Annotated in this window: 8 protein-coding genes; 4 read left to right on the top strand and 4 right to left on the bottom strand. The window is 39.8% G+C overall.

Annotation, left to right across the window (positions count from 1 at the left end):
* The 3 genes from U2718_RS02085 to U2718_RS02075 all read right to left on the bottom strand — a co-directional run bounded on the left by U2718_RS02085 (position 1) and on the right by U2718_RS02075 (position 11,580).
* Positions 1–3,213 (bottom strand): type I polyketide synthase, encoded by a 3,213-nt coding sequence (locus tag U2718_RS02085; protein WP_341999781.1) that lies wholly within the window; start codon positions 3,211–3,213, stop codon positions 1–3.
* A 133-nt stretch (positions 3,214–3,346) separates the two neighbouring features.
* Positions 3,347–10,765 (bottom strand): SDR family NAD(P)-dependent oxidoreductase, encoded by a 7,419-nt coding sequence (locus tag U2718_RS02080; RefSeq protein WP_341999780.1) that lies wholly within the window; start codon positions 10,763–10,765, stop codon positions 3,347–3,349.
* Between the two features lie 548 nt (positions 10,766–11,313).
* Positions 11,314–11,580: a hypothetical protein gene (locus tag U2718_RS02075; protein WP_341999850.1), complete on the bottom strand. Its 267-nt coding sequence runs from the start codon at positions 11,578–11,580 to the stop codon at positions 11,314–11,316.
* Between the two features lie 996 nt (positions 11,581–12,576).
* Between U2718_RS02075 and U2718_RS02070 the strand changes: the two genes are divergently transcribed.
* The 4 genes from U2718_RS02070 to U2718_RS02055 all read left to right on the top strand — a co-directional run bounded on the left by U2718_RS02070 (position 12,577) and on the right by U2718_RS02055 (position 16,484).
* Positions 12,577–12,891, top strand: a complete 315-nt coding sequence (locus U2718_RS02070) for a hypothetical protein (protein WP_276751483.1) — start codon at positions 12,577–12,579, stop codon at positions 12,889–12,891.
* A 255-nt stretch (positions 12,892–13,146) separates the two neighbouring features.
* Positions 13,147–14,397, top strand: a complete 1,251-nt coding sequence (locus tag U2718_RS02065) for an ABC exporter membrane fusion protein (protein WP_341999777.1) — start codon at positions 13,147–13,149, stop codon at positions 14,395–14,397.
* A 190-nt stretch (positions 14,398–14,587) separates the two neighbouring features.
* Complete coding sequence (devC, locus tag U2718_RS02060) at positions 14,588–15,760, top strand: ABC transporter permease DevC (RefSeq protein ID WP_341999775.1); 1,173 nt, start codon at positions 14,588–14,590, stop codon at positions 15,758–15,760.
* Positions 15,761–15,785: 25 nt separating this feature from the next.
* A complete protein-coding gene (locus U2718_RS02055; protein ID WP_341999773.1) occupies positions 15,786–16,484 on the top strand; it encodes a DevA family ABC transporter ATP-binding protein in 699 nt (232 codons plus the stop codon).
* Here the strand turns inward: U2718_RS02055 and U2718_RS02050 are convergent.
* Positions 16,477–17,529: an AEC family transporter gene (locus U2718_RS02050; protein WP_341999772.1), complete on the bottom strand. Its 1,053-nt coding sequence runs from the start codon at positions 17,527–17,529 to the stop codon at positions 16,477–16,479. The genes U2718_RS02055 and U2718_RS02050 overlap by 8 nt on opposite strands.
* Positions 17,530–17,807: the final 278 nt, after the last annotated feature.

The raw sequence follows: 17,807 nt of genomic DNA, 5'->3' as shown, positions 1-17,807 counted from the left end.
TTACTGTGTTTCATCGCCTGAATTGGAGGAGCTTTTTTCAAAAATATGCTGTAAACAATTTAATTGAACTCGAATTATTGTACTGAGTTGATGCAGCGATTCTTGTCTAGCCTGCAAAAAATCAGTATGGGTTTTAGTAGCGTGAGAGGTATTTTCACTCAGCTTTTGATATAGGGAATCGCGTAGGTTTAGCATCTGATTTTCATGAATCAAGTTATTATTTATTGAATTATGATTAGGAACAATTTGATATTCTTCATGTTGTGTAATAGCTTCTGATTTTTGTGACTTACCGCCAGATTCATAGTTTTTGACAGAGTTTGGGTGAAAGTAAGGATTAATGTATTCAAATCCATTAAAATCATCTGATGTATGTTGTTTATCAGTACTATTAATCAGAGGATCGGAAGGTTGATATGTAGAATTTTTCTGTTCTTTTTCATGCAATGGATGCAATGGTATAAAGTTCAACTCACTATCACATAAAGTTATAGTTTTAATTTGCAACTGGTTTTTGTTGGAAGTGTCTTGAACTTGAGAATATAGTAATGACAAGTCCATCTTTACTTGATGACTGACAAGCCTTGCCAATGCTCGAACAATAGAAATATGCTCATCAACTCCTCTTTTATTGAGAGAAATAGCAAGGTGTTCTTTTTGCTTGAGAGTTCCGCTAATCCATCTCGAACAGTTACCGCCAGCCCCTACTTCGAGAAATATTCTGGCACCATCTTCCCAGACACGGTTAATTAACCGAGGAAAATCAAGCTGTTGAACAAGAACTTTAGCAATATTTTGACCGATGGACTTACTGTCGAGGGTAATGGGTTGGTAATCTGCGGCGGAATAAAAAACTGTATTTGGTATGTTTTGAACAGGTAAGGTATTTATTTTAACGAGTTCATTGTACTCAGAACGTATAGCATCGCAATGGATGACATGATTGAAAGGAGCACGAAAAGCATCGCAATTTAGTCTTTCAATTACTCGCTGGCAGGCTTGGGCATCACCAGCGATCGCTACTTCTTGTGGAGTATTTATGAGAATTAAATAGACGTGGTTTTCTTGTTTGAGAGCCTCCTGAACCAGGGATACCGAACATATGAGAATGTAGGTACTCCAAAACTCAGAGTCTTCTCCATCCTGGATTTGAGGCAATTCCCAAAACCTGCGCACTGCATTTTTAGCCCCCGACAACTCTGTTTTAAATAAAGCAGACGAGTTCAAGCTTTGACTGCCTTCATGAAAATGAGTCCACACACCCTGAGCAAGCATCATGCTAGTTTCGCCCAAGCTATACCCAAAAGCGTAATCAGGCTGTAGTTTGAAGTAATTCCTCAGTATTACACTCAACAATCCGGCAACACCCATTTCAGATTCAAGCATTGCGACTGGATCGTCTATTAATTGCTGTTCTAAAGCTTCCAGCTGCCTTTTTGAAAATTTGTTCAGGCTACGAGGATAAAGAATTTTCTCTATATTGGCGACACGACTGTAAACGCTTTTGATAATTGGATCGTCATAAATTTTCGGAAATAAGCGGAATAGATTGCGGGCGATGCCGATATAAGAACTGTAAGCACCAGGGTAAACGAAGGCGACAGTGCCTTTTTTACCCAGTGGTTTTGGCGTAAAATAACTACCTACAGGAGTTAGCCAGTCTTTACCTGTATTAAAAGCATCGACAACGCCCTTGAAAGCACGCTGAATTTCTCGCATCAATTCATCTTGATTGCGTCCAACAATTACTACTGTGTAACTGGCATTTTGACGCTGTTTAAAGGCAGTAAAAATAAGACTTGCGGCTACGGATAGGGAAGAAGAAGTTGTGATTGTTTCTTCTAAAGCACGGATTTGCTCTAATAAGGTTGGACACTCATCAGCTGCGATCGCAAAAAGATAGAAAGGTGTTTGCTCTAGATACCTACTAGTACGTTCTTTTTGAGTTGTTTCCTCTGACAAAATCATATGTGCATAGCTATCATCCATCTCCATACTGTTAATGGCAGCGATTCTTTTAGTCGCTCCTGGTTCTAAAAACCAAGGTTTTGATTCAGTAGCTACATAAAAAGGGTTATTCTGCCATAATTCGGGTATTTTGGGAGCAGTCCATTGGGGTACGCCAGGAATATAGCGATGATACAAGCAGAGCGCAGTTTTAATTAAACTGACTATTCCTGATGCAGCGTAAGTATGACCAATATTGGCTTTAACACTGCCAAGTGCACAAGTCAGATTGGGTTTATAAGTCTGATAAGCTTGGAGCAAACCCTTAATTTCTGACTCATCTTGCTGGGGAACTCCACTGCCGAAAACTTCTAGGTAGCCAATGTCTGTGGGCATGATACCGGCAGAATTAAAAGCTTGATGGCAAACTTGCGTTACTGCTGCCTCCTCAGCAAGTGTGTTGGAGGTAGAATTTTGTTTCAAGATATTGAGGGCGTCAATCACCGCATAAATGCGATCGCCATCTTGTTGTGCCGTTTCGTGGAGCTTCAAAACTACCGCAGCCGCACCTTCACCTACCATCCAGCCATTAGCGTTGCGATCGTAACTGAGAGTATTGACGCCTTTGTTGACTTTTGCTACTTGATTTCGTGCTAAAACACTAGCACTATTTCCGGCAAGCTCGACAGCACCGACAACAACAGCATCTACTTCTTTGATAGAAAGTAGCTTTTGTGCAACTTCTAAAGCTTTGAATACAGAATTTTGTTCGGCAGTGAGTGTAAATGAGGGACCAGCAAAATTCCATAAATTAGAAATACTACATAAATTAGCAATACTGTCTTTCGCTTGTTTTTTGAGCAGATGAAAAGGAACTTCTGCTGCCACAACAATTACAACTCCTACCCTGCTCCCTTGATTGAGTTTTGCATCTTTCAGAGCGCGATCAGCTACCTTGAGTATCAATAGTTCTTGGGGATTTAATTTATCTGCTTTCTCCAGTGCTAATTGAAAATCTGATAAATCAATTTCAAAATCTTTTATGTATGCACCTATAGGTGCTGTACCATTTTCAAAACCATAGTTTTTGAACAGATGTTCTTGGTTTTGTGCTCCTTGCCATCGTTGGAGAGGAATATCTATAAAGTGCTGGGTTCCTTCATAAATACTGCGTTCAAAAGCATCTAATTCTTTGCAGCCTCCCAAAAAGCAATCCATACCAACAATCGCTATTTTGGGATTTTTACTTTGCTCACTTATGCCCATTACTTAATCTCCTCGTACCAACGCATATTTTTAGAGGCTTGTGCCTACCCTAGAGAGTGGAAGAGGGAAACTGTATGAAGAATCATTCTCCGTGTCTCCGTATCCCCCGTCCCCGTGTTCTCCCTATCCCCTATCAACTTTTCGTACGCAAAATAGTTCCCTTTGCTCCAATCATGCGAGTATATATTTTGCCTTGAATGTCATGTGCAATCACATCAGCAATTACAGATGAATCTGTTTTTGATTTGACTTCACAAGAGACGTAAAACTTTTCATTAAAGGGAATAGGTGCGAACTGTTCAAAATTTTTTATTTCTGAAGGTAAACAACCCTCTTGATGAAAATACTGCGTCCAAATCCATAGTGAATGAATTTGAACATCCGCAATATAGGGATTAAATGTTATTACTGGAAATTGTCCTTGTTGTCTATTTTCAAGATTTGGCAAAGTACACTCTATCGTCACCTTTTCAGGACTGGCATTTAAGATAGTTTTTACGCCCTGAAAATAAGACCCGTGAAACAAGCTCATTGCCCCATTTTGATAAAGTGAATTACTAGAACCAAAGATGATTTCTTCTTGTTGTAAGTGAAGAAAATCATAATTAGGGATAACTGGAATTTGGTGTTTAAGCTTTACTTGGCAGCTAAAGTGGTAACGTATTTTTCCTTCTCGGTTTTGACTCCAGATTTTAGCATCAAGCTCTATCTCATCTGCATCGTTTTTAGCAACTTCTTGTAAATCTAGAGTATATTCACTGGCAAGACTTTCATCAAAAATAATTCCCTTCAAAACCTTATAGTTTAGACAACTAAATGATTTGTAACCGGGATAAAGTTGTTCGCAGGTACTCGACATCCAAGATAAGGCACAAGTAGCAGGTAAAACAGGGCGACCAGCGATAACATGATCTTGTAAAAATGGATTAGCTGCTAATTTTAATCGCCGCTGGATGCGAAATTTTTTCAACTCAGGGTTGAGGGATTTCGGTGTGTAGGTGAGGGGACTACCAATTACTACTTGCACAGTTTGTTGGTTGGTTTGTGCTAGTTCGTTAACTAACATTCGAGTCCCAACTTCTATAGGAATAGTCTCAACACCTCTTTGGGCAAAAGCTTTCTTTAATTCTGGAGTTACCATACCACTGTCCCAAGGCCCCCAATTGATCGCAACTACGTGACAATTTGGATAATTGCGTTTAACAAGATGAGCCGACTTATTGAGAATTTCGTTGGCGATCGCATAATCTGACTGACCAATATTCCCATAAAAACCTACTACCGAGGAAAACAGGACTAAATAATTCAGTTGATTGGGCGATACGCAGCGTAACAGATTTTCCAATCCTCTAACTTTAGCAGCGTAGACGGTTTCAAAATCCCGTTCTGATTTGTTTTCGATGCGTTTATCTGCTAAATTGCCAGCTCCGTGGATAATTCCTGTTACTGTACCTAAACGTTCTACTACGTTACTAACTTGCTCTTGGAGGAGTGTTGCATCAGTTATATCCACACTCAAATATTCTGCTTGTCCACCCGCCTGCTCAATTGCTCGTAGTGTTGTGTCAATTTCTCGCCTAGATGAAATAGCCTTATACTTTTTCTGCACCATTGCAGGTGTGGGTTTTTCACCTTTGGCTACAAAATCATCCATAATCCGCTTTTTCAGTTCCCCTTCATTTAAGCAGCCTTCAGCCCATACAGGTTCAGGATCTACAGGAGAACGTCCGAGCAGAATAAATTTGCATTGATAATGTTGTGCTAGTTGAATAACACATTGAGCTGTTATCCCTTTTGCACCACCACTGACGAGAAAGACTTGGGATTGGGAAGAAGACGCGGAGAGAGAAGAGTTCTCCGTGTCTCCCTTCGGGTACTCTTCGGGTTCTCCGTTGGGCGTAGCCCTTCTCGTAGAGTAGGAGTACGCAGTCGCTACAATGGGGGGAACCTCCCGAAGTTCTGAGCGGAGGCTTCTCGCAACGCGCTGCTCACCGTGTCCCCACCTCCCCGCGTCCTCTTCACACACTAGTGTTGTTCGTCCTTGCGAGCTATATCCAACTTCAGCAATTAAGCGATTGGGATCGTAGAGTTCGGCGAGGATATACCGTACTGATGTTTGAGTATCTAAATCGGGGCTGAGATCTATAGCTCGGCAAAATACGGGTTCCCATTCTTGATTCAAGGTTTTAGTTAGTCCAAACAATCCACTACCAATGGCACCAAAGTTGGTTTTCTGCCCGATTCCGAACTCACCATCAAGACGAGCAACGGTAAGGAAGCAACTACGTCCCACAGATGCGGCTTGATTGAGTGGTTCTTTGAGATGTTTGGCAATTAAAAAGACTTGGCGGAGTATGGCTTTTTCAGTTTCCAGATAACGGATGTCATTACTGGTGTTGTCATGGCTTGCAGGATTGAGGTGGATGAATGCGGCAATTGAACCATACTCAGAAGCGATCGCTTCTAACTGATTTTTTAAATTCTCCTCACTTAAAGAAGCTAAGACAACACGATTTACTCCTTCTGGTAAAGGCAACTGTTGTGCAATTAAGGTTTGGGGAAAACTTAAGACAACCACTTTCCAACCGCGTTCACAAAGTGCAAGAGCAAGTTCTGAGGTAGTGAGGGAGCCATCATCAGTAAGCAAGGCAATATACTGGTCGAGTAAGGTAAAATCTAAAACGTCGGGTTCTGGAAGAAATTTGAGTTTGACTGGACTACGGAGAATCTGACAATCTAGCTCAGATGACTGGCTGCAAGGCTCGACTGGAAGTGTTTTTTTTTCCAGCACGTTAGCCTGTTGTTTCATGTAGTCAACTATTTGACCAAGAGTACGCAATTCTCCGAGTTCTTCTGGATTTGGCTTGGGTAAATCTGGGCATAGCTCCAAAAGCGCTCCCAGAATTTCAACTCGTTTGATCGAATCAATTCCCAAGTCTGCCTCCATATCCATCGAGAGTTCTAGCATCTCGACTGGATAGCCTGTTTTCTCACTGACAATATTGAGCAGAATTTGACTGAGATTATTTAAATCAAGGGATGAAACTAAGGAAACCGACTCTTCTGGAGTAGAAAGAAGGTTGGAAACTGGCGAGGAAGAAGCTAGGTGTATATTTTCACTCTCTGCATCTTCTGAAACTACATTGCTAGCTTCGCTTGTCTTTGCCTCATCCAAAGTAGCTTCTTGTGTTGTCTTCGTAGTTGCAGACTCAATTTGTGTAATTGCTGGTACAAGAGTCCGCATATACTCTACGATTTGACCAAGGGTACGTAGTTGTCCCAGTTCTTCTGGATTCGGCTTAGGCAAATCTGGGTATAACTCCAACAGTGTTCCCAAAATTTCCACTCGTTTGATTGAATCAATTCCTAAATCAGCCTCAATATCCATCGACAGTTCTAACATCTCGATTGGATAACCTGTCTTCTCACTCACAACGTTGACTAGAGTCTGACTAAGGGTAGCTTCATCAATTGTGATTGGTGATGAGGGCGCATCTAAAGACGGAAGGATAAATTGATCAGAAGTTGTAGTTGTAACAGATTTTGTACCATTACTGGTATCAGAATGGACACCATTAGTTGAAACAACTTCAAAGCTAGCTCCCGACTTTGTGCCATTACTTACATGATGATCAGTGCCATTATTTATATCAGAATAAACACCATTAGTTGGAACAACTCCAAAGCTAGTTACTAACTCATTAGCAGGTACAACAACGACAGAATTATCCTGCTCGCCGAGAATAAATGTTTCCTCTGATGGTAAAACCGTAGGACGTTTATCTATTCCCTGTCCCCTTTTATTGCCTGTGTTAGCCAGTAGCAGATCGTAGTGTTGCTGGAGCAATTGGAAAAAGTTTTTAGTGTGTTCTGTTTGATGATTCAGATATTGCTCATGAACGCGCAGAGTTTCACCTTGATGCTCGTGAAAACGCATAATACTGCGTTCAGCGTAGGAGAGTGCTATTTGTTTATTTTCTGTCTGTGGAAAAGCAGATTGACTATTTTTGAGCAAGGAATTCTGCTGCTGCATCAATTGGAAGAATGTTTTAGTATATTCAGTTTGATGCTGTAAAGATTGTTCGTGGACGCGCAAAATATCACGTTGATGGCGATTAAATTCTATCAGGGTGTACTCTAGGCTGTCTAAAACTAGTTGATAATTTTGAGGAATTTGTGGATTTGGTTGCTGTTGTGGATGAGAAGTTGTTTGAGGAGATTTCGTCATCTCAAAAGATTTTTCTGATTTATTATCGTTTGCAACTAGTGTGGACTTGCTATTTTCTGTGTTTATATATCGGGGAGTGTTGTTAACAGCAAGACTAGAAGGGGTATTTGCTTCAGGGGAATTATCTTTTGGAGGTGCAAAATTAACTTGATGCCCATTTTGGTGAGTGTTCTCGTCAGATTCTCCTGGTTTATAACTGTTTGTAACTAGTGCGGGCTGGTGGTGTTCTGAATTCACATACACGGGGTTGGGTGTCTTATCTGTATTTAAAACAGGCAGAGTAGAGAAATCATCTTTTGCATATGCAATGCTGACTTGATGTCCATTTTGTAGAGCTTTTGCAAAAGCTTGCTTGGTTTTTTCTGACAGATAGTTACTACCATTTAACCAAACATTCAATAGCTTATTTTTGGCAACTTCTGGTGTTTTGTGCTCGATTTGATAGGGATCGGGATTTTTTAAAGGTAATCCAGCAACACGTAATTGCACAACAGCTTCTCGAAGACAGCGATCGCTATCCTTGTGCTGACTGCTATTTAAAGCCACAGCCAGATGGGGTTTTTCAGAAAGAATATCTTTCACCAAGTTGGTGAGAATACTTTTAGGCCCAAATTCGATGAAGCAATAACCACCTTCAGCGTAAATATTTTCAATTTCTTGCTTGAAAAGTACCTGATTAATCAGATGTTGTTTGAGAATTTTTTGAATGGCTTGGGGTTCACTTGGGTACCGCTCTCCTGTCACATTAGTGTAGACAAGGATTTGTGGCTGGTTAAAACTCACTTTCTCAATTGCTTGAGCAAAGGGTTTTTGGGCATGAGCTACTAATGGTGTATGAAAAGCTGCCGAAACTGGTAGTAGAACGGTAGAGAAAGCACGATGCTCTAAAGTCTCCCTAATTTTGGCGATTTCAGCCTTTGCTCCTGCTAAGACAACTTGACGAGGAGAATTCAAGTTAGCAATAGTGACTAAAGGAAAATTCTTGACTACTTCTTCAACTTGACTGACATCTCCTTTGACTGCCAGCATAGCTCCCGCATCGAACTCAGGATCATTTGGTGCAGCCATGGCTTGTCCTCTGGCTTTTACCAAGAAAAAGTAATCTTCTTCACTGAGAACACCAGCAGCCCACAAAGCTGTCAATTCTCCAAAGCTGTGTCCAACGACAAAATCTGGCTTGAACCCTCCTTGTTGTAATATCTTGTAAAGACCAACACTAAAAGCTCCGATGGCTGGCTGGGCATATTCTGTTTGCTGTAATGCTTCAACCTGTGCCTGTTTTTGAGGCGGATTAAATACAGGAGGAGGAAAAACTATTTCTGAAAGGGGCTGCAAACCATCTTTACAGAAAAAACTATCTATGCAATCATAACTCTGCCGCAAGTGAGGGAAGTTAATTGCAAGTTCTCGACCCATTTCCAAGTATTGAGAGCCTTGCCCAGAAAATAGAGCTACAACTTTCCCTTCAGTTGCAATACCAGTTTTGCGGTAATAAATTCCTTGGGGATGCTCCCACGACGAGGTGTGTGAGTTATCTTGGAGCAATTTAATCGTGATTTGCAGTAACTTACAAGCATCTGTTAGAGAATCGGCAACAAATCCAACTCTGGCATCTGTGACAGGAATTTCTAATGATTGACACGCTGCAATCAGTAGTTCATAGTCCTGTTCTTTATCTTCAGATTGCAATTTACCTAGAACTTCTTGACAACGCGATAATAACTGCTCTGGTGTAGGTGCAAATATAAATACTGACTGGGGAGTTTTATGTAAACGATAAGGGCGATCGTGTTCGCCGGAATATTCTTCTAAGACGACGTGATAATTCGTGCCACCAAATCCAAAAGAACTTACTCCAGCACGTCTTGGTGTTTCTGCTTCGGGACGAATCCAAGGTCTGGTTTCCGTATTTAAATATAACGGTGAGTTTTCAAGATCTAGTTTCGGGTGTGGTTTGGTAACGTTGATAGTTGGTGGCAATACTTTATGGTGTAAAGCTAATGCCGTTTTAATCAGGCTTGCTGCTCCTGCGGCAGCTTTTGTATGTCCAATCTGGGACTTGACACTACCGAGTGCAATGTGCTGTTTTTTTGAATTGTTTGCGCCAAAAACCTCTTTGAGAGCTGCAACTTCGGCGGGATCTCCAACCATAGTGCCTGTGCCGTGCGCTTCAATCAAACCGACACTTGCAGGCGAAAAACCTGCATCTTCATAAGCACGATGTAAGGCTCTGACTTGTCCTTCTGGACGAGGTGCATAAATGCTTTTATAGCGTCCATCGCTAGAGGTACCAATACCTTTAATAACTGCATAGATGCGATCATGATCTCTAACGGCATCTTCAAGACGTTTGAGCACTAGCATCCCAATACCTTCAGCCAGCATCATCCCATCTGATTGAGCATCAAAAGGTTTTGGATTTTGGCTTGGGGTGACAGCTGGTGTTTTGCTGAAACACATATAAGCGACAATCGAGTTGTCGGTGTCAACTCCCCCTGTTAGCATCATGTCGGCTCGGTACTCAACTAGTTCGCTGATCGACATGGCGAGCGCTCCTAATGAACTGGCGCAGGCAGCGTCCACTACACAGTTCATTCCTCCCAAATCTAGGCGATTGGCAATTCGTCCAGCAACTATATTCGCGAGCATACCGGGAAAAGCATTTTCTTCCCACCGCACATATGCGCTTTTGATTTTCTCGATAATTTTTTGTGTATCCTCATCGGATAAACCACTACTTTTAAGGGCTTTTTCCCAGATCGGATACTCTAATCTAGTAGCCAATGGCATTGCTAGCTGTCTTGCTAGTGCCACACCCAAAATCACTCCGGTACGCTCTCGATTGAACTGGCTTTTTTCACCGTAGCCCGCATCTTCCATTGCTGCTTTAGCAACAACCAAACTTAACAACTGCGAAACATCTGTAACCTCTAAAACATTTGGAGGAAGGCCAAATTCCATCGGGTTGAATTCGATTTCGGGGATGAACCCGCCACGTTTGCAGTAGGTTTTGTCAGGTGCTTTGGGATCGGGATCATAGTAATCATCAATGCTCCAGCGTGATGGAGGAACATCGGTGATACAGTCAACTTTGCGAATAATTTTTTCCCAATATTCTTGTAAATTTTTAGATTCTGGGAAGATAGAAGCCATTCCAACAATGGCAACTGGAGTGTTTTGCAATCGTCTATTAATTTTGCTGGTTTCTGTCGCTTGTGCGGACATGGTTTGTTTCACCTTTATAAGCTTGTGCAAGCCTTTTTCACAATTGCTTATTTCCTCTTGCAACTGTGCCAAGGTAGCTTCAATCGAAGAAGCAGTCATGACTCAATTTGATTATGTTTGTGAAATGTCGGGAGTTACTGAGTTTTTCTCCCTTTATGCGAGCAAACTTGAAATTGCAGTTAGTGCAGAAATACTTGTTTTTACAGAACAATTGAGATTGTCTTCAAGACAGCTAAATTAGTTATTAAGCAGCTTTAGCTGGGTTAGCTTCATCTAGAAAAATAATTCAACTCTTTATATACTCTTTGTATTAGAGTAATCCCATTCAGTGCTTTCGCTGCTTATTTTATGACTGGTTAATTTCTTATTACAACTCATATGCAACTGTGACGCAACGTTGATTAAGTAGGTTTAGAAGTAATTTCAATTCCAATTTATATGTCTATACCCATAATGACTAGAGGATATCTACAAACAGAAACTTAATAAAACTCAAGTGTTTATCCTATCACCACTTGAAAAGTAGTAGCTTGTTTGCAGTAGTAATATGCAAAAATCAAGCCTATTAATGCTTTGCTCTTTTTTTATGGATACTCTCTTATTTACTATTTACGCTTGATACAAGAGATAAACTTTGTCTCACTAGCTCAATCAGGATTTGATTCTGAATTAGTATTCTCTTCTCTAGTCCTCGATTTTGTCTGAAGATTAGCGGCATCTAATAGCTGCTTTTCAAATTCACTAACACTAATTCCAAGTTCAGAAGCTGTTTTAGCTTTCCATTCTTCAAGTTCAGAATCATGTTGATTGAGCCATTCATGTACGGCAAGGCGTGCCATCTCAGCTTTACGTACTGTTTGGCGGGCTGCGTGAAAAATTAGCCGCTGGTTATCAAAATTTGGCAATGAGAGCATGAATCGCTGTAGCTTCATTATTCTGTAGTATGCAAAATTATCTATAGTGTGTAAGCGTGTAAACGTTTGTACTTATATCACTTATTTTCATCATACCTAAAGTATATTTTCCAAAGTTGCATACAAATTGCACCTCTTGTATTTGTAAACTTGCTCTAGCTGTAGATTTATCTATGTTTTACAGTTATTTGGGAACTTTTAAGAAGAGCTTTTCAATTAGGAGTGTAACTTAATCTAAATTTTTGGACAGATATTTTAGATATTGTCTTCTTGATTATTCTGATGAACGCAGAATAATCAAGATTATTATTCTTGTGTAGAATTACAAAGTTGCATAACTAGTAAAGTAGTCTAGTTTTACCATCTGTCAAAAAGTAGATATTTATATCTTTTAAAATCATATAAGGTTTTATAAGAGTCTTATAAGGCTCTTATAATGCCCTTATAAAACTTGAGTATAAGAAGTAGCAGTTATCAATTGAGTGTAATGCAGTTTACTTATAGAGATGCATCTATATGGTATTTTTAGGTTGCGATTGTCTTCTATGCTAATGAGAATTTATATTTTTGCTGTTATTATTAATCTTATTAACATGAGTATTCAAATATCTGCTATAAGATAGATGATTAAATAGACTTTTTAGATAAAAAGTAAGAACATTGTAATTCTCATAACAAAATTTTCTTCAATAAATTACTGAGATAATTAAATTTCAAATTCAATTGCTATTTGTATTTAAAATGTTGCATATCAGTTGCAATTGAGTATCAGTCAGACTATGGTATATGGTTAGATAAAAATGAATAAAAAAGTGAATAAAAGCGGCACTTCATAGCCCTTGATTAGTAAAGTAGAGGTCAGAATAATGTAAACATAATTCAAATTGATAAAGTTCATCAAAATTTCTTATAGCTTCATCAAGATTTATAATTACACCTTGTCGCATTCCGCTTTCACCCGATTAAAATTCCATGAAACTAAACGGAGTTGCTGGCATGAGACTATCTGATTTAGATCCACTCATACCACTATCTAATTTAAGAGAAGAGCTCCTCAAGTTACCGAAAGGTTACTGCTTTTATGAACAAGAACTAATAGAATTTTTATCACGACGACGGTGGCCCGAAAATAATCGTCGCATTGACAGAACGACTTTTTGGAGGTGGAGAAACGACAACGGAATTGAGCATCAAAAAGTCTTTAGCCGATTAGATCTGTTAAAACTTTGCCAAATCTGCGACCATTATCGAATAGATGGAACCCGTAGCGAATACTTAGACATTGTCAAACGGAAAAAAGAGGTCTCTTAAACTAGTAAATAGTGAATAAGCATATCTTTGAAGGCAGAAACTAAATGGCTCCTACTGGTACAGAGTGATGGATGTTTTTCCTATAATCCATCCTCTGATACTTCCAACATCTAAAACTGGAAATTATCAGTCAATTCTATCCAGTTAACATTTTATATCTATATGAATGTAGAGCGGAGCTATTATCATTTGTCTCTCTTTGATTATCAAAATAATTAGGGAAAGACTATATCAATCACTGGGAAAACATTAATTATGGTGCGTAAAGAAAGGCAACCAATTACGATTCCTACAAATCGGTTGCCTATAATTATGGCGATCGCTACGGCTGTAGGTATCAGTACAGTTTCTCTCTATGGCCTTTTCAGATTTTTACCTAAGTCTGTAGATCAAACTTCAACTACCCCAGTTACTTCTGCTGCCATCACTGCTGTTGCTGCTCTTGGACGTTTAGAACCTCAAGGAGAAGTAATTAGTCTGTCTGCTCCCAATTCTCAAGGTGGTGTTAGAGTTGCACGACTTTTAGTCAATAAAGGAAACAAGGTACGTAGAGGACAACCAATTGCGCTACTTGATACTTTCTATGTTCGTCTTGCTGCCTTAGAGCAAGCTAAAAAGCAAGTCCAAGTTGCCCAAGCTAGTCTGAATCAGGTAAAAGCAGGGGCAAAAGCAGGAGATATCTATGCACAAAAGGCAACTATTGCTCGCTTAGAAGCTCAGTTAGCTGGAGAAATATCTGCCCAAAGCGCAACAATTGCTCGCTTACAAGCAGAATTGCGTAATGCCCAAAGCGAGAATCGGCGTTATCAGATGTTGTACCAAGAAGGAGCAATTTCGGCTTCCGATGCAGATACTAGGCGTTTGAGGATGGAAACTATCCAAGAACAGCTCAATGAAGCAAAAGCCGTAAAAAACCGAACCACAGAAACTATACAAAAGCAGTTGACTGAGGCAAAAGCTAGGCTGGCAAGTATTGCTGAGATTCGTCCTACAGATGTGCAAGCAGCACAAGCCGACGTTGAGAGCGCAAAAGCAGCAGTTGCCCAGGCTCAGGCAGATTTCGATTTAAGTGTGGTGCGAGCGCCTATCGATGGTCAAATCTTAAGAATTTATACTTGGCCTGGAGAAGTTATCGGCAATCAAGGAATTGCTCAAATCGGTCGTACTAATCAGATGTATGTAGTAGCAGAAGTCTATGAAGCCGACATCAAAAAAGTGCATTTAGGTCAACTGGCGACGATCACTAGCGATGCTTTTTCAGGGAAAATACAAGGAACAGTAGCAGATATAGGCTTACAAGTTACTCAACAAAACATCTTCAGTAACAATCCAGGAGCAGACACAGATAACAAAGTAGTTGAGGTCAAAATTCGTATCGATAATTCAGAAGATAATGAGCGAGTTGCAGCTCTTACCAACTTACAAGTAGAAGTACTCATTCATCTTAGGCAGCCTCAGCAGCATAGCAGTAGGCAGAAGGCAGTAGGCAGAAGACAGTCCCTATAAACTTCGTACACCACCAAGTATGAAAGAGGATTCTTTCCCCTACACCCTTGCACCCCCATACCCATTTTCAAGACAGAAGGGAAATCGCGATATTTCTTCCCTGTTCCCTTGCCTGACTCGATAATTTATATTGCACGACTACTTAATACCCAGAGATTGAGAATGCAATCTCAGTTTTGAGGTAAAAAAAATGACTATCAAGATACCTGTAGCTTGGTTACAACTAGCTCGCCAAAGAATTCGGTTTCTAGTGGCTTTAGCTGGTATTGCTTTTGTGGCTGTTTTAATGTTCATGCAAATTGGCTTTCAAGATGCTCTTTATGCAAGTGCTACACAAGTGCAAAAAAACTTAGAAGGAGATTTGTTTTTAATCAGTTCCCAATATAAATCTTTAACCTCCAATCAAAGTTTTCCGCGCATTCGCTTATATCAAGCATTAGGCTTTGAAGATGTAGAATCAGTCAACTCTTTGTACGTTCAATTTGCTAAACTCAAAAACCCAATTAATGGTCGTAAATTTCCAATTTATGTACTTGGCTTTGATCCAGCAAAATCTGTTTTTAAATTGCCAGAAGTTAACGAAAATGTAAATCTGCTTAAACGTCCTAACGTAGTTTTATTTGACAGTAGTTCGCGACCAGAATTTGGCCCAATTGCAGAAAAATTTGTACAACAAGAACCTGTTAGTGTTGAAATATTTGGATACAATTCGACAATTGGTTATAAAGTTAAAGTTGCTGGTTTATTTAAGCTTGGGCCTTCCTTTGGGGTTGATGGTAATTTAATGATTAGTTACTCAACTCTAATGAGGTTATTTCAAGATCGTTCTCCCGGTTATATAGATATAGGTATACTTACCCTCAAACCTGGTGCTAGTCCCCAAAAAGTTTTAGCAATGCTATCAGCGCATTTACCCAAGGACGTAAAAGTTTTGACACGTGAAGGCTTTATTGATTTTGAAAGAAACTATTGGAGTGTAAGAACACCGATTGGATTTATCTTTAATTTGATGGTAATTATGGGGTTTGTGGTTGGAGTAGTTGTGGTCTATCAAATACTTTATAGTAATATCTCCAGTCACTTAGCGGAATATGCAACATTAAAAGCAATGGGATTTAAAAATAAGTACTTACTAGGTATAGTTTTCCAACAATCTTTGATTTTGGCACTCTTAGGTTATATTCCTGGCATAGCTATATCTACAATTCTCTATGATATAGCAAAAAATGCTACTAAGTTACCAGTTTTAATGAGTTATGATAAAGCCACAATAGTATTACTTTCTACATTGATAATGTGCTTCACTTCTGCATTTTTATCAACTAATAAATTGCGAGTAGTAGACCCAGCTGATATTTTCTAGTTTAATTAAATAAATTACGAAATCCATGTTTCAACAAGAAGTTGTTGTTTCTGTTAGGAATATCAATCACTACTTTGGTCAAAACTCATTACGAAATCAGATTTTGTTTGACATTAATTTAGTAATAAAATCTGGTGAAATTGTGATTTTGTCGGGGCCATCTGGTTCCGGAAAAACAACTTTATTAACATTGATTGGCGGGTTGCGTTCTGTTCAAGAAGGAAGCCTCAAATTTTTGAATTGGGAGTTACATGGAGCAAGTAATGAACAATTAGTACAAGTACGCCGCAACATAGGCTATGTTTTCCAGGCTCATAACTTGCTGGATTTTTTAACAGCTCGACAAAATGTACAAATGTCACTGGAACTCCACCAACATATTTCTTATCGAGAAGCTTGTCTGAAATCAGAAGCGATGCTCAATGCAGTTAAGTTAGGACATCGAATTAATTATTATCCTACAGAACTATCGGGAGGACAAAAGCAACGGGTAGCGATCGCTCGTGCTTTGGTGAGCCAGCCCAAATTAGTTTTAGCTGATGAACCTACTGCTGCCTTAGATAGTAAATCAGGCCGAGATGTTGTAGAAATTATGCAGCAACTGGCTAAGGAGCAGCAATGTGCTATTCTATTGGTGACTCATGACAACCGAGTTTTAGATATAGCAGATAGAATAATTCACATCGAAGATGGTCGGCTGATTAAAGAAGAGTATTTTAACTGAACAGTAAAATCCACACAGGAAGCATTAAGAGTAACAAGAGTGTAGAGAGAATGATACTGCTAGCAATTAAATCGCGATCCAGGTTATACTCTTCTGCCAAAATTAAACCAGCAAAGGCCGAAGGCATCCCTGACATCAAAACCATTGCCAGACGCCGATCGCCTGATAATCCGAGTAAAAAAGTGGTAGCAATACCAACCAGTAAGGGAATTATACAAGCTTTGATGATAGCAGGTGCGACCCCAAGTTTAATGCTTTTCCATCCTTGGAGTTGTGCTAAACGGATACCAGTAAGTAGAAATGCTAAGGCAATGACAATGCTAACAGAGCTTTGTAGTCCTGATTCAATTACTTTTGGTAGTGGCACTCCAGAGGTGAGACAGCCGAAAATAAAAGCCCAAAGAGAAGGTACGGTTAATACTTCACGCAGTTGCATCCACCAGCAGTTTGAGGCTTTTTGGGAATGACTGAAATGGCTGGCTATTACTACTCCTAAGCCATAGGGGCCTGTAACATTATGAGTAATACTGTAAAGTACAGCCCAACTCATCGCATCAGAGTTAATTAAAAATGGGGCGATCGCTAAACCAACAAAACCAGTATTGCCCAAAACTGCGGCAAGTATAAAACTACCTTGGGTACGAGGGGAAAGAGCCTGGGAAGAGGATAAAGGGATACGGGGATGTGGAGACAGGAAGAATATTTTGGGTAGATTCTCCGCGTCAGATGCTCTTTGCGTCTCCGCGTTTGGCTTTTGGAAAGGTAAATGTTTCCATACCGATAAAATTAAAAATGCCACGCTCAGGCCTAGTACTAGTGTTCCCAAAGTTACTATTGACGCTAGTAAGGGTAAGCCATTACCAGTGCTAAATTCACTGCTTTGGCTCTGCCTAGCTAGTATAAAAAGTTCTACTGGTACACCAATCCAGTAAAGACCGCGACCTAATAAACGAGGGAGCCACTGAGGTAAGAACTTACATATAAATAGCCCCAGACTTGTCCACAAAATCAAGGGCATATAGGCATGAAACAGAGTTTCTGTCATGATTGGGGATTAGGAACTGGGGACTGGGAATTAGGGATTGGAGAATGGGGAATGGATATAAGGCAAGGGGTATGGAGCATAGTAAAAATAAAATATTTAATACTCAATCCCCAAAGTCCAATACCCAAGACACAATCCTGAGTGTGGTTATAAATATTACTTAAAAATGAGGCGAAACTAGGATACACTTTACTTTGATTGATTTACACTTATTAACAATAAAAATTCTAAAGCTTTGTTGGCAGTTTTGCGAATAAAATTGCCTTTGTTGGTTGCTG

The sequence above is a fragment of the Chlorogloeopsis sp. ULAP02 genome, assembly GCF_038404745.2.
Classification (GTDB): Bacteria; Cyanobacteriota; Cyanobacteriia; order Cyanobacteriales; family Nostocaceae; genus Chlorogloeopsis.
This window is presented reverse-complemented; position numbering and strand designations above follow the sequence as displayed.

What these genes read in the sequence shown, in the direction of transcription:
- U2718_RS02050 (WP_341999772.1), bottom strand. Translation starts at nt 17,529, where the DNA reads ATGACAGAAACTCTGTTTCATGCCTATATGCCCTTGATTTTGTGGACA.
- U2718_RS02065 (WP_341999777.1), top strand. Translation starts at nt 13,147, where the DNA reads ATGGTGCGTAAAGAAAGGCAACCAATTACGATTCCTACAAATCGGTTG.
- U2718_RS02085 (WP_341999781.1), bottom strand. Translation starts at nt 3,213, where the DNA reads ATGGGCATAAGTGAGCAAAGTAAAAATCCCAAAATAGCGATTGTTGGT.
- U2718_RS02080 (WP_341999780.1), bottom strand. Translation starts at nt 10,765, where the DNA reads ATGACTGCTTCTTCGATTGAAGCTACCTTGGCACAGTTGCAAGAGGAA.
- U2718_RS02070 (WP_276751483.1), top strand. Translation starts at nt 12,577, where the DNA reads ATGAGACTATCTGATTTAGATCCACTCATACCACTATCTAATTTAAGA.
- U2718_RS02055 (WP_341999773.1), top strand. Translation starts at nt 15,786, where the DNA reads ATGTTTCAACAAGAAGTTGTTGTTTCTGTTAGGAATATCAATCACTAC.
- devC (WP_341999775.1), top strand. Translation starts at nt 14,588, where the DNA reads ATGACTATCAAGATACCTGTAGCTTGGTTACAACTAGCTCGCCAAAGA.
- U2718_RS02075 (WP_341999850.1), bottom strand. Translation starts at nt 11,580, where the DNA reads ATGCTCTCATTGCCAAATTTTGATAACCAGCGGCTAATTTTTCACGCA.